The 13,379-nt window shown below is 71.5% G+C and carries 10 protein-coding genes; 9 read left to right on the top strand and 1 reads right to left on the bottom strand.

Annotation, left to right across the window (positions count from 1 at the left end; translation table 11 throughout):
- From Q9G87_RS33820 to Q9G87_RS33780, 9 genes are all read left to right on the top strand, one after another.
- Complete coding sequence (locus tag Q9G87_RS33820) at positions 1-1,581, top strand: ABC transporter substrate-binding protein (RefSeq protein ID WP_305920607.1); 1,581 nt, start codon at positions 1-3, stop codon at positions 1,579-1,581.
- A gap of 13 nt (positions 1,582-1,594) precedes the next feature.
- Positions 1,595-2,695 (top strand): ABC transporter permease, encoded by a 1,101-nt coding sequence (locus tag Q9G87_RS33815; RefSeq protein ID WP_305920606.1) that lies wholly within the window; start codon positions 1,595-1,597, stop codon positions 2,693-2,695.
- An 11-nt stretch (positions 2,696-2,706) separates the two neighbouring features.
- On the top strand, positions 2,707-3,549 hold the full coding sequence (locus Q9G87_RS33810; protein WP_305920605.1) for an ABC transporter permease: 843 nt from the start codon (positions 2,707-2,709) through the stop codon (positions 3,547-3,549).
- A complete protein-coding gene (locus Q9G87_RS33805) occupies positions 3,546-4,322 on the top strand; it encodes an ABC transporter ATP-binding protein (RefSeq protein ID WP_305920604.1) in 777 nt (258 codons plus the stop codon). Before Q9G87_RS33810 ends, Q9G87_RS33805 begins: the two co-directional genes overlap by 4 nt.
- Positions 4,323-4,387: 65 nt before the next feature.
- Positions 4,388-5,296 carry an ABC transporter ATP-binding protein gene (locus Q9G87_RS33800; protein ID WP_305920603.1) on the top strand — a complete coding sequence of 303 codons (909 nt, stop codon included), beginning with the start codon at positions 4,388-4,390 and terminating at the stop codon, positions 5,294-5,296.
- Complete coding sequence (locus Q9G87_RS33795; protein ID WP_305920602.1) at positions 5,293-6,282, top strand: M24 family metallopeptidase; 990 nt, start codon at positions 5,293-5,295, stop codon at positions 6,280-6,282. The genes Q9G87_RS33800 and Q9G87_RS33795 overlap by 4 nt, the downstream gene beginning before the upstream one ends.
- A 106-nt stretch (positions 6,283-6,388) precedes the next feature.
- Positions 6,389-7,489 (top strand): o-succinylbenzoate synthase, encoded by a 1,101-nt coding sequence (gene menC / locus Q9G87_RS33790; protein WP_305920601.1) that lies wholly within the window; start codon positions 6,389-6,391, stop codon positions 7,487-7,489.
- A 162-nt stretch (positions 7,490-7,651) separates the two neighbouring features.
- Positions 7,652-9,286 carry an AbfB domain-containing protein gene (locus Q9G87_RS33785; RefSeq protein WP_305920600.1) on the top strand — a complete coding sequence of 545 codons (1,635 nt, stop codon included), beginning with the start codon at positions 7,652-7,654 and terminating at the stop codon, positions 9,284-9,286.
- Between the two features lie 51 nt (positions 9,287-9,337).
- Positions 9,338-10,645 carry a pectate lyase gene (locus tag Q9G87_RS33780; protein WP_305920599.1) on the top strand — a complete coding sequence of 436 codons (1,308 nt, stop codon included), beginning with the start codon at positions 9,338-9,340 and terminating at the stop codon, positions 10,643-10,645.
- Between the two features lie 84 nt (positions 10,646-10,729).
- Here the strand turns inward: Q9G87_RS33780 and Q9G87_RS33775 are convergent, their stop codons facing one another.
- Positions 10,730-13,282 carry an ATP-binding protein gene (locus tag Q9G87_RS33775; RefSeq protein WP_305920598.1) on the bottom strand — a complete coding sequence of 851 codons (2,553 nt, stop codon included), beginning with the start codon at positions 13,280-13,282 and terminating at the stop codon, positions 10,730-10,732.
- Between the last annotated feature and the right edge of the window lie 97 nt (positions 13,283-13,379).

Raw genomic sequence — 13,379 nt, 5'->3', positions numbered from 1 at the left:
ATGGCGACCCGCTCGCAGACGGCGGCTGTGCTGCTCGCCGCTGCGCTCACCCTCGCCGCCTGCGCAAGCGGCGGCGGCACCTCCCAGTCGCCCGCGGCCTCCGGCGGCGGCAAGACCCTCGTCATCGACACGTCCTTCGACCTCAAGACGGCCGACCCGGGCCGCACGTACGAGCCGACGGGGCTGATCGTCGGCAAGGCCGTCTACGAGACGCTGCTCACCTTCGACGGGGCCGACGTCACCAAGCCGATGCCGGCCTTGGCCGAGTCGTACGAGCTGAGCGAGGACGGCAAGACGCTGACGCTGAAGCTCAAGCAGGGCGCCACGTTCGCCGACGGCGCACCGCTGACCGCGGACGACGTGGTGTTCTCGCTGACCCGCGTGCGGGACATGAAGGGCACCCCGTCGTTCCTGCTGGACGGCGTCGAGGTGGCCAAGACCGACGACACGACGATCACGCTGACGTCGAAGGCGGCGAACCCGGCGCTGCCGTACATCCTGCCGAACCCGGCGCTCGGCATCATCAACAGCAAGCTCGCCCAGCAGCACGGCGCCACCACGGACCCGCAGGACAAGGCCGAGCAGTGGCTGAACTCCGCCTCCGCCGGGTCCGGCCCGTACATGATCGAGTCGTTCAACGTGAGCAGCCAGGTCACGCTCAAGGCGAACCCGAAGTACTACGGCACGAAGCCCGCCTACGACAAGGTCGTGCTGCGTAACGTCGAGGCCGCCACCCAGAAGCTCAACGTGGCGCGCGGCGACAGCCAGGTGGCGCTGAACCTGTCCGGCGACCAGGTCGCCGGGATGCCCGCGACGCTGCAGGTCAAGAAGACCGCCTCGGCGAACGTCATCTTCCTGCTGGCCAACCAGGACTCCGCGATCAGCAAGACCACGCCGAACGCCAAGTTCGTCGAGGCCGTGCGCAAGGGCGTGGACTACGCGGGACTGCTGGAGCTGGCCGGCGAGGGCTCGACCCAGGCGCCCGGCGTCATCCCGTCGCAGCTCCTCGGCGCGCTGCCGCCCGAGCAGGCCGCCCAGCGGGACGTCGAGGGCGCCAAGGCGGCCCTGGCCGCCAGCGGGCTGTCCAACCCGACCGTGAAGCTGGAGTACCCGAGCGAGCTGACCGTGAACGGGCTGTCGTTCCAGCCGCTGGCCGAGCGGATCCAGGCCAACCTCAAGGAGGTCGGCATCACGGTGGACCTCCAGCCGGCGCCGGTCACCACGGCGCTGGACAACTACCGCAACGGCAAGGAGGAGATGGGCCTGTGGTACTGGGGCCCTGACTACCCGGACCCGAGCGACTACCTGGCCTTCCTCCCCGGGAAGCTGGTGGGGCTGCGGGCCGGCTGGAAGGCGGGGGCCGCCAAGGAGATCGAGGCCGCGGGCGACAAGGCCGCCACCGCGATCGGCGACGACGCCCGCAAGAGCGCCTACGCCGACGTGCAGACCAAGCTCAACGCCTCCGGGCCGTTCATCCCGCTGATTCAGCCGAGCCAGAACATCGTGACGGCGGGGTCGGTGACCGGGCTCGAGTACCACCCGGTGTGGACGGTCGACGTCGCCGATCTCGGCGTGAAGTAAGAGGTCCCCGCACGTGTCCGACACTCCGGACGCCGTCAAGGCGACGCGACCCGGGCGACAGGGGCAGGGGCGGCCGAGCTCCGGCGGGCAGGCGCATCCGCTGGCGCGGTTCCTCGTCCGCCGCATCCTGCTCGCCGTCCTCATGGCCTGGGGCATCACGCTCGTCACGTTCGTCCTGACGAATCTCGTCCCCGGCGACCCGGTGGCCGCCAACCTCGGCCAGCGCGCCCTGGGCGACCCGGCGATCGTCGCCCAGTGGCGGGCCGAGCACGGCCTGGACAAGCCGCTCTGGCAGCAGTACGCCCTGCACCTGCAGGGCCTGCTCCAGGGCGACCTGGGAACCAGCCAGCAGAGCCACCGCCCGGTGAGCCAGGACCTGGCCGAGTTCGTGCCGGCGACGCTGGAGCTGGCCGGGGCGGCGATCCTGGTGTCGCTGGTGCTGGGCGTGGCGTTCGGCGTGGTCGCCGCGCTGCGCAGGGACCGGCTGGCGGATCACACGCTGCGGCTGCTGAGCCTGATCGGCATCTCCGTCCCGACGTTCTGGCTGGCGCTGCTTGCGTTCTACGTGTTCTTCTACCGCCTGCAACTCACCCCGGGCAGCGGCCGGGTGGACGCGGCGCTCGGCTCGGCGCCGGCCGTGACCGGGCTGCAGACGGTGGACGCGCTGCTGGCGGGCCGGTGGGACATCTTCACCTCCGCCGTCGGCCACCTGATCACGCCCGCGCTGGTGCTGGCGCTCTACACGATCGGGCTGCTCACCCGTTTCACCCGCTCGGCGGTGCTGGAGGTGCTCGGCCAGGATTATGTCCGCGCCGCCCGCGCCAAGGGCCTGCCCGCCCGGGTGATCCTCTTCCGGTACGTGCTGCGCTCGGCCCTGGTCCCGATCATCACCGTGGCGGGCCTGGCCTTCGGCAGCCTCCTGTCAGGCACGGTGCTGGTCGAGGCCATCTTCGCCTGGCCCGGCGTCGGCCAGTACGCCTACAAGAGCGCCACCACCCTCGACCTGCCCGCCGTCATGGGCGTCGGCCTGGTCGTGGGCGTCGTCTACCTGGTCATCAACCTGATCGTGGACGTGCTGTACGGCGTGATCGACCCCCGAGTGAGGCTGCAATGAGACGCCCCTTGTTGAGCAGGCTTCCGGAGGCGTGGCGGCAGCCTCTGGCCGTCGCCGGCGGCGTGCTGGCGGCAGCCTGGCTGGTGATCGCCCTGGCCGCGCCCATCCTCGCGCCGCACGACCCGCTGGCGCAGGACCTGCCGCGGCTGGCGGCGCCCGGTCCCGGGCACTGGTTCGGCACCGACCAGCTCGGGCGGGACATCCTGAGCCGCGTCATGTACGGGGCGCGGGTGTCGATCCCGCTGACGTTGCTGCTGGTGACGCTGTCGGTGCTGATCGGCGGCCTGCTGGGCGCGTGCGCCGGGTACTTCGGCAGGTGGGTGGATGAGACGATCATGCGGGTGGCGGACCTGGTGTTCGCGTTCCCGACCGTGATCCTGGCCATGGTGGTGGCCGCGGCGCTGGGCGCGAGCCTGGCCAACGCGGTGCTGGCCGTGCTGGTCGTGGCCTGGCCCGCCTACGCCCGGGTCACACGGGGGCTGGTGCTGGGGGTGCGGGAGCGGGAGTTCGTGCTGAGCGGGCGGCTGCTGGGCTTCTCGGTGTGGCGGTCGCTGCGGGTGGACGTGCTGCCCAACGTGACCGGCCCGGTGCTCGTGCTGGCGACCCTGGACATCGGCACGGCCCTGTTGCTGCTGTCCGGGCTGTCCTTCCTGGGCCTGGGGGCCAAGCCGCCCTCTCCCGAGTGGGGGGCGATGGTGGCCTCGGGAGTCGAGGTGTTCGACAGCTGGTGGGTGGCGACGTTCCCGGGGCTGGCGATCCTGACGGTGGTGCTGGCGTTCAACTTCCTCGGCGACACGCTGCGTGACGCGCTCGACCCCCGTACGGCCCGCGCGATCAAGGAGCGTGCGCTGTGACGACGACGACTTTGGACATCGCGGGGCTGACGGTGTCGATCGGCGGGAAGGAGATCCTGCGCGGCGTCGACCTGCGGCTGGAGCCGGGCAGGGTGCACGGGCTGGCCGGCGAGAGCGGGTCCGGCAAGACGATGACCGGGCTGGCGGTCCTGGGCCTGCTGCCACACGGCGCGCGGACCTCGGGCGCCATCCGGCTCGGCGAGCGCGACCTGCTCACCTTGCCGCCCAAGGAGCTGAACCGGGTACGCGGCGGCGAGGTCGCCATGGTCTTCCAGGACCCGGCGACGAGCCTGCACCCGATGCTGACGATCGGGAAGCAGCTCACCGAGCACATGCGGCACCATCTGGGGCTGGGCAAGCCCGAGGCCCGGGCGCGGGCGGTGGAGCTGCTGGGCAAGGTCCGCATCCCCGGCCCGCAGGAGGCCTACCGGCGCTTCCCCCACCAGTTCTCCGGCGGCATGCGGCAGCGGATCGCGATCGCGATCGCGCTGGCCTGCTCGCCGAAGGTGCTGATCGCCGACGAGCCGACGACCGCGCTGGACGTGACCGTGCAGGCGGGCGTGCTGCGGCTGCTGCGCGGGCTCTGCGACGAGCTGGGGCTGGCGGTGCTGCTGGTCACCCACGACCTGGGCGTGATGTCGGCCGTCGCGGACGAGGTGAGCGTGATGAAGGACGGCCTGGTCGTCGAGTCGGGGCCGCGGGGCCAGGTGCTGCGCGAGCCGGAGCACGCCTACACCCGTTCGCTGCTGGAATCCCTGCCGGAGGCGCAGTGAGCGAGCGCAGCGAGCGAACCAATGGGCACGGGACGCTGAGTCGCAGGCCCGACGAAGGAGGGCCTGTGACGCTGCTGACCATCGACGACCTGGTCGTCGAGCACCGCTCCCCCGGCCGTCCCGCCGTGCGGGCCGTGGCGGGGGCCAGTCTGCAGGTCGCTCCCGGCGAGGTCGTCGGGCTGGTCGGCGAGTCCGGGTGTGGCAAGTCGACGCTGGCGCGCGCGGTCTGCGGGCTGAACCCGATCACCGAGGGCTCGATCACGTTCGAGGGGCAGCCGGTCACACCGCTGGGCCTGCGGCGCAGGAAGCTGACCGGCATCCAGATGGTGTTCCAGGATCCGTACACGTCGCTGAACCCGCGCCGGCGGGCCGGCGACCAGATCGCCGATGGGCTGCGCACCTCGGGAGACACCGGCACCACAGCCGCCGACCTGCTGGAACGGGTGGGGCTGCCGCGGGACTTCGCCGGGCGGCACCCGCACGAGTTCTCCGGCGGGCAGCGGCAGCGCGTCGCGATCGCCCGGGCCCTCGCCGCCCGGCCGCGCCTGCTGATCGGCGACGAGCCGATCTCGGCGCTGGACGCCTCGGCGCAGTCGCAGGTGGCCACGCTGATGCGGGACCTGGCCGTGCAGTCGGGGGCGGGGCTGCTGTTCATCAGCCACGACCTGTCCGTGGTGCGGATGATCGCGGACCGGATCGCCGTCATGTACCTGGGCAAGATCGTCGAGGTGGGCCGCACGGAGGAGGTGTGGGCCGAGCCGCGGCATCCGTACACGCAGGCGCTGCTCAAGGCCATTCCCCGGCCGGACGGGAGGGGCGTGCTGCCCGCGGAGTTGCCCGGGGACGTACCGGATCCGGCGAATCCGCCGGAGGGGTGCAGGTTCCACCCGCGGTGCCCGTTCGTGATGGACGTGTGCCGGGTGAAGGAGCCCGCGTTCGGGCCGGTGGCCTGCTGGCTGCACGAGCCGACGTGACGCCGGAGCGGGTGGAGGCGCGGCTGAAGGCCGTGCGGACGGCGATGGCCGACGAAGGCGTCGACGCCCTGGTGTTGCGGCCGTCGCCGGACTTCCGCTTCCTCGGCGGCCAAGGGGCGGACTTTCTCGTGGTGACGCGGGACACGCTCGCCGAGACCGCCGATCCGGCGCGATGGGTGCCGGAGGGTGCGCGGCGGGTCGGGGTGGACGCGGAGATGCGGGTGCGGGAGCTGTTCGGGCTGGCGATCGAGGCCGAGCTGGTGCCCGCGTCCGCGGTGCTGGCCCCGCTGCGGCTGCGTAAGGAGCCCGACGAGCTCGCCGCCCTCGAGCGGGCGGCGCTGCGGGCCGAGGAGGTGCTGGGGCAGGCGCGGGAGCTGGCCTGGTTCGGCGCGTCCGAGCGGGCGATGGCGGCCGCGCTGCGGATGCTGGCGCTGGAGTCGGGCTGCGAGGAGGTGCTGGCGCTGCGGGTGGCGGCGGGCGAGCACACGGCCCGGCCCGCGCACCTGCCCGGCGACCGCGTGATCAACCCCGGGGACGCGCTGCTGGTGTCTCTGTGCGGGCGGTGGGACGGCTACTGCGCGGAGGTGGCTCGGGTCTTCGCGGTCGCCGAGCCGCCGGAGGACTTCGAGGCCATGTACTCGGTGGTGCTGGCCGCCTACGGCGCCGCTCTGGCGGCGGCCCGGCCGCCCGCGCCTGCCTCGGATGTCGTGCGGGCGGTCGGCGCGGTGATCGACGGCAGCGGGTATGGCCGGTTCGCCGCCGCGCACGCCGGCCGCGGCGTCGGCCTGGGCCCGGACGAGGGTCCGCGGCTGGGCGAGGACACGCCGCTCGCGCCCGGTATGACGTTCTGCCTGGAGCCGGCGATCTATGTGCCCGAGCTGTTCGGCGCGCGGGTGGCGGACGTGGTGGCCTGCACGGAGGCGGGTCCTGTGGTGCTGAGCTCCGGCCCGCCCGGGGCGGCCTCCCTACACGTGCTCGAACGCTAATGGGAGCTACCGGGTCGCACACCATGCCTGACCTGCGCGGTGGTTTGATGGCCAGGGGACCGCACCGCGACGGGTCGTTCCAGCACGTCCTACTTGGGGAGAGAGTGTGAAGATCACTGGAGTCGAGCTGCGGCGGATCGCGATGCCGCTGGTGGCACCGTTCCGCACCTCGTTCGGCACCGAAACCGCCCGCGACGTCCTGCTGGTCAGGGTCGTGACACCGGACGCCGAAGGATGGGGCGAGTGCGTGGCCATGTCCGAACCGCTCTACTCCCCCGAATACGCCGACGGCGCCGCCGAAGTGATCCGCCGCTTCCTGCTACCCGCCCTGCCCAAGAACCCGAACGTCCACGACATCGGCCACGCCCTCGAACCGATCAAGGGCCACCGCATGGCCAAGGCCGCACTGGAAACCGCCATACTGGACGCCCAACTGCGCGCAGCCGGCGAGCCACTCGCCCACTTCCTCGGCGCCACCCACACCCGCGTGCCATGCGGCGTATCGGTCGGCATCATGGACTCCATCCCGCAACTGCTCGACGCCGTCGCCGGCTACCTCGACGAGGGCTACCTCCGGATCAAGCTGAAAATCGAACCCGGCTGGGACCTCGAACCAGTCCAGGCCGTACGCGAACGGTTCGGCGACGACGTGCTGCTCCAAGTCGACGCCAACGCCGCCTACACACTCACCGACGCCCCCCGCCTGGCCCACCTGGACGCCTTCGACCTGCTGCTCATCGAACAACCCCTGGCCAACGACGACCTCATCCAGCACGCCAAACTGGCACAGCGCCTCAACACCCCGATCTGCCTGGACGAGTCCATCGAGTCGGCCGAGCACGCCGCCGCCGCGATCGCCCTCGGCTCCTGCTCCATCATCAACATCAAACCCGGCCGCATCGGCGGCTACCTGGAAGCCCGGCGCATCCACGACCTCTGCCAGGCCAACGGGATCGCCGTGTGGTGCGGCGGCATGCTCGAAACCGGCCTCGGCCGAGCCGCCAACGTGGCACTGGCGGCCCTACCCGGCTTCACCCTCCCCGGCGACACCTCAGCATCGCGACGCTACTACGCAACCGACATCACCGAACCGTTCGAACTCGTGAACGGGCACCTGGACGTGCCCACCGGCCCCGGAATCGGCGTCGAGCCGATCCCGGACGTACTCGACGAGGTGACCACCTCCACCGAGTGGATCACCCTCTGAGCTTGCGGGTCGCCAAGTTATGTAAACCAGTGAGCACCAGGAGAAAACGCCCAATCGGCGATATTCTGCGCCCGCGGTCGGAACGGACATCCCGAAAAGTGTTATCCGGTCGCCCACGGCCAGTCTCCTCCGGACGAGAGATCGTCTCGCGAAAGGACTCACATGGTTCTCCAGACCAGCCGGCGAAACCTGCTCAAGGCGGCGGCGGGTGTGGCAGTGCTCCCGGCGCTCCCGGCGCTCCCGGCGCTGCCGTCCGCGGCGCGGACCTCGGCCGCGTTCAAGCACCCGGGGCTGCTGCACACCCAGGCCGACTTCGACCGGATCGCGGCCGCGGTGCAGGCCGGGGCGCAGCCGTACAAGGCGGGGTGGGAGAAGCTGGTCGCCAACGGGCGTTCGGCGAGCACGTGGAAGGCACGACCGCTGGAGACGGTGGTGCGCGGCGGGACGGGACAGAACTACGTCCAGTTCTACAACGACGTCCACGCCGCCTACCAGAACGCGCTGCGCTGGAAGATCTCCGGGGAGAAGGCGCACGGCGACGCCGCCCGTGACATCCTGAACGCCTGGTCGGGCACGTTGAAGGCGATCAACGGCAACGCCGACCGGTTCCTGGCGGCGGGCATCTACGGCTACCAGATCGCCAACGCCGCCGAGCTCATGCGCGGCTACCCGGGCTTCAACGTCGAGCGGTTCCAGAAGATGCTGCTGACCGTCTTCTACCCGGTGAACGACCACTTCCTGCGCCAGCACAACGGTGCCTGCATCACCAACTACTGGGCCAACTGGGACCTGTGCAACATGGCCGCGGTCATGGCGATCGGGCTCTTCTGCGACGACCAGGCCAAGTTCGAGCAGGCCGTCGACTACTTCAAGAACGGCAAGGGCAACGGGGCCATCATGAACGCCGCCCCGTTCCTCCACCCGGGCGGGCTCGCGCAGTGGCAGGAGAGCGGCCGCGACCAGGGGCACAGCCTGATGGGCATGGGCCTGATCGGCACGTTCGCCGAGATGGCCTGGAACCAGGGCATCGACCTGTACGGCTACGCCGACAACCGGATCATGAAGGCGGCCGAGTACGTCGCCAAGTACAACCTGGGCCAGGACGTGCCGTTCACCACGTACAAGTGGGGGACCGGCCAGAACTGCGCCCCCCGGGAGCAGACGGTCGTCTCGAACGTGGCACGCGGCCAGGACCGTCCCGTGTGGGAGCTGCTCTACAACCACTACGCCAACCGGCGCGGGCTGGCGGTGCCGTACACGAAGGCGTACGCCGAGCGGGTGCGGGCCGAGGGCGGGGGCGGCAACTACGGGCCGAACAGCGGCGGCTTCGACCAGCTCGGTTTCGGGACCCTGCTGTTCACCCGCGCGGCCGCCGCCTCCGGCGGCTCCGGCGGCCTGCTGCCGACCGGGGCCACCCGCGTGCTCCAGTCGATCAACGTGCCGAAGGAGGGCATCGCCGCCTCGGGCGCCCTCGGCGTGCTCGGCGAGGCGGCGCCGCTGCGGATCGTGCCGGGGCTGGCCGACGCCAAGGGTTACTCGTTCATGGACGAGGACGGCCGCTACCTGCGGCACAAGGACTACCGGCTGCGGTTCGACACCGACAACGGCACCGAGTTGTTCGAGCGGGACGCGACCTTCCTCGCCCGGCCGGGCGGGGCGAGCGGGAGGGTGCGCCTGGAGTCGCTGAACTATCCCGGCCGGTTCATCCGCCACCGCCACCACCAGCTGTGGCTGGACAAGGCCCAGGACACCTCCGCCTTCCGCGCCGACAGCACCTTCAGACCCGCCTCCTCCTGATCGTCGGCGCGCAGCGCACCCGACGAATCCGACCCCCTGGAAGGAATCCGTTTGCTCCCCACAACCACGAAGATGTCCGCCCTTGCCGGCGGCATCCTTCTGGCGGCCTCCGCGCTGACCGCCGCCACGCCCGCCGCGGCGTCGGCGACGCCGGGCACATACCAGCTCGTCAACGCGGGCAGCGGCCTGTGCCTGAGCGTCCCCGCGAGCGCGAAGGCCGACGGCGTCCAGCTCACCCAGCAGGCGTGCGCGGGCGCGGCGAACCAGGCCTGGACGCTCACGTCCGTGAGCGGCGGCTACCGGCTGAGCGTCGCCCACAGCGGGAAGTGCGCCGGGATCAAGGGCGGCAGCACGTCGGCGGGCAAGGCCGTGCAGCAGCAGTCCTGCGCCGCCGGGGCGTTCCAGACCTGGACTCTCAAGGCCGCGGCCGCCGGCACGCGGCAGCTCGTCAACGCGGGCAGCGCCAAGTGCCTGAACGTCAAGTCGTCCGCCAAGGCGGCCGGCGCGCTGATCCAGCAGAACTCCTGTGACACGGTGAGCAGCAAGCGCTGGACCCTGCGCCCCGCGGCCGCCACCCCGGCCCCGAGCGCGGGTCCCACGACGACCCCGACGCCGACCGCGACGGCAAAGCCGACCCAGACGGCAACGGCAACCCCGACGGCGCCTTCCTCTGGCGCCTGGCCGACGCCGACCGGCAAGGAAGCGGTCACCGCGACCATCACCGTCACGGGCGTCCACGACGGCGGCATGAAGCGCTTCTACGGCTCCGGCGCGCTCGGCAGCGGCAGCCAGAGCGAGGGCCAGCCCCCGATGTTCAAGCTGGCCGACGGCGCGACCCTGCAGAACGTGATCATCGGCGCCCCGGCCGCCGACGGCGTCCACTGCATGGGCACGTGCACGCTCAAGAACGTCTGGTGGGAGGACGTCGGCGAGGACGCCGCCACCTTCAAGGCCACCTCGGCCACCCAGACCATGACCATCGACGGCGGCGGCGCCCGCGCCGCTTCCGACAAGACGTTCCAGCACAACGGGCCCGGCAAGATGATCATCGAGAACTTCCGGGCGGAGAACGTCGGCAAGCTCTACCGCTCCTGCGGCAACTGCTCCAAGCAGTACGCGCGGCACGTCGTGATCTCCAACGTGACGATCACGACGCCCGCCAAGGTGATCGCCGGGATCAACACCAACTACGGCGACACCGCCGCATTCTCCTCGATCACGATCGTCAACGACCCCAGCAAGAAGGTCGTGGTCTGCGCCAAGTTCAAGGGCGTCACAAGCGGCGAACCCACCCAGATCGGCAGCGGCCCGGACACCACCCACTGCCGCTACACCGCGACTGACATCACGTACAAGTAGCGCACTCCTGCCGGTGGGGCACTGAATGCATGCCCCACCGGCACCGCGAGACGCGACCGCGCCGGACGTGCCCGCGCTAGGGGGTCAGAGCTCACATGCGGACCTGATCAGCTCCGAGATCGGCTGGGAGGAACCGGCCGCGACGGAGTCGGCCCCCAGCGCGGCCCGGATCGCGTCGAGCGTATGCGTGTGACCCGCGGGGTGCATCGGCGGCATCCGGGAGCCCAGCCTGTCGAGGAGCGCTTCGCGGGCGGCGCAGAGCTGCGCGGCGAGGTCGTGCCTGCCCCGATCGGCGGCGACGCCTGCCAGCCCTTCGAGGCACCAGGAGAGATAGATCGGGTTACCGATGGCCTGGAAGACGGCGGCGCTCTCGGCGAACAGGGCATGCGCCTGCCCGATCCGGCCAAGGGCCAGCTCCGCGTGGCCGAGCTGGTTGGTGCTCATGGCGATGGCCCACTGGTCGGCGAACCTGCGAGCCGTGACCAGCGACTCCTCGGCCAGGTCCCGCGCGCGGAGCAGGTCGCCGGTGTTGAGCGCGACGTGGCTCAGGTGGGCGAGCAGCTGAGGGGCGACCCGCTCGTCGCCGCACGCCCGGTAGAGCGCCAGCGCCTCCTGGTGGCAGTGGGTGGCCCGTTCGGGCTCGTCCTGCAGCTGCGCGCTGGTGCCCAGGATCCGCCACCCTTCGGCGGTGTTACGGGTGTCCTTCAACGTGCCGAGCAGTTCGACCGCCTCCGCGGCCATCGCGTCGGCGCTCTCGTACTTCCCTGCGTGGAAGTTCTGCCAGGCCAGCGAGAGCAGCGCGTCGCCGAGGTCGCGTGCGCTGGATACCTGGCGGGCGGCGGCCAGCCCGCGTTCGGCGAGTTCGTAGGCGGGGGCGGAGTCGCCGCCGAAGAACGTCGCGTAGGACAGGCCGATGAGCGCCCTGACCCGCCCGATGGCGTCCCCGCACCGCTCGGCGAGGACGACGGCCTCCTCATGGTCTCTGATCGCCTCGCTGTATCTGTCCTCCTTGCGCGCCAGCAGGCCACGCGTGTTGAGCGCGGTGACCAGGTCGCGCTCGGCGCCCTCGCGCCTCGCCATGGCGACGAGCCGGGCGCACCAGCCGCGCGCGGCTTCGAAGGCGGATCGGTCGATGGCGAGGCGGGCCGCGCCGATCAGTACGGCCAGCTGCACGTCAACGGGCACGCGGTCGGCTCCCTCGAGCGCGAGCGCGTCACGTACCCTGCCCAGGCCCTCGCCGATGTCTCCGTGCTCGGACCAGAAGCCCCACAGCGCGGCGCACAGGCGCATGGCGACGTCCACATCCTGGCCGTCGAGCGCCCTGTCGAGCGCGGCTCGCAGATTGTCCTGCTCCTGGGCGAGCACGGGTGAGGCCGCGTCCTCGCGCTCGGCGAGGGCGAGGAAGTATTCGGTGTGCCGCCGGGTCACCTCGGCTTCGGCGGCCGAGTGCCGCAGCCGCGCGATACCGTACTCGCGGATGGTCTCGAGCATGCGCACCCTGGGCACGGTCTCGATGAGGCTGGCCTCGGCCAGCTCGTCGAGGTTGCCGAGGAAGGCGAGGTCCGCACTGACCGTCTCGGCTGCGGCGAGGGTGGCGCCGCCCGAGAACACGCTCAGCGCCTCGAACAGCGCCTTGGCCGGCTCGGACAGCAGCCGGTAGCTCCAGGCGATGGCGTCGCTCATGGTCTTCTGCCGGTCGGGAAGGTCGTGCGGTCCTCCCACGAGCAGCGGAAGCCGCTGGTCCAAGCGTTCGAGCAGCGCTTCTGGAGCCAGCAGGCGCACACGGGCGGCGGCGAGTTCGATGGCCAGCGGCAAGCCCTCAAGGCGGCGGCAGATCTCCGCGGTCACGGAGTCCTCCGGCAGTTCGGTCCCCGCCGCGCGGGCACGCTCGACGAACAGCGCTCCGGCGGGCGAGGCGTGTTCGCCTTCCGCGGGCAGTTCCAGCGGCGCGATGCGGTACTCCCGCTCCCCGCGCACGCGCAGCGGGATCCGGCTCGTCACCAAGATGGTCACCCGCGGACAGGCGGTCAGCAGATCGAGCACGTCGGAGCGCGCCGGTGCCACATGTTCGAAGTTGTCCACCAGCAGCAACGCCGACTTCTCCCGCAGCACCGCTGCGAGCCGCTCGCTGACCGGGACGGTGTCTCGCTCGACGAGGCCGAACCGGCGCGCGATGGCGGCCATCACCAGGTTCGGGTCGGACAACGGCGCCAGGTCGGCGAAGACCACGCCGTCCGGGTGGTCGGGCGCGAGCCGCGCGGCCACCTCGAGTGCCAGGCGGGTCTTGCCCACGCCGCCCGGCCCGGTGAGCGTGAGTAGCCGGGTCTCACCGCGGCGGAGCAGCTCCACCAGGGCCGCCGCCACGCCCGCCCGGCCGATCAGCGGGGTGAGCGGACGGGGGATCGCCGACAGGTCAGCCACCTGGCGGGCGGCGGCGACCAGCTGTGCGCGGGGCCCCGGCTCCAGCCGCAGCGCTTCGGCGAGCAACCGCACGGTGTCCAGCCGGGGCGTCCTGCCGGGATCGCGTTCGAGGTCGCTGACCGCCCTGGCACTGATCCCCGCCCGTTCGGCCAGCGCCTCCTGGGTGAGACCCGCGGCCAGCCGCAGGCGTTTGAGCGTCGCGCCGAAGTCCGCCATGTCATGCGTCCGGTGTTCGGTGAGTCTTCGGTGAGCGCTCGTCATGGTACGGAGCCACGCGCGGAACCACGCTGGATGGTGGCGCAAGGATGGCGAG

Source organism: Nonomuraea turcica, from assembly GCF_030718205.1.
Taxonomy (GTDB): Bacteria; Actinomycetota; Actinomycetes; order Streptosporangiales; family Streptosporangiaceae; genus Nonomuraea.
The sequence above is the reverse complement of the archived record's forward strand: the minus strand, read 5'-3'. Positions and strand labels throughout refer to the sequence as shown.

What these genes read in the sequence shown, in the direction of transcription:
- Q9G87_RS33785 (WP_305920600.1), top strand. Translation starts at nt 7,652, where the DNA reads ATGGTTCTCCAGACCAGCCGGCGAAACCTGCTCAAGGCGGCGGCGGGT.
- Q9G87_RS33775 (WP_305920598.1), bottom strand. Translation starts at nt 13,282, where the DNA reads ATGGCGGACTTCGGCGCGACGCTCAAACGCCTGCGGCTGGCCGCGGGT.
- Q9G87_RS33820 (WP_305920607.1), top strand. Translation starts at nt 1, where the DNA reads ATGGCGACCCGCTCGCAGACGGCGGCTGTGCTGCTCGCCGCTGCGCTC.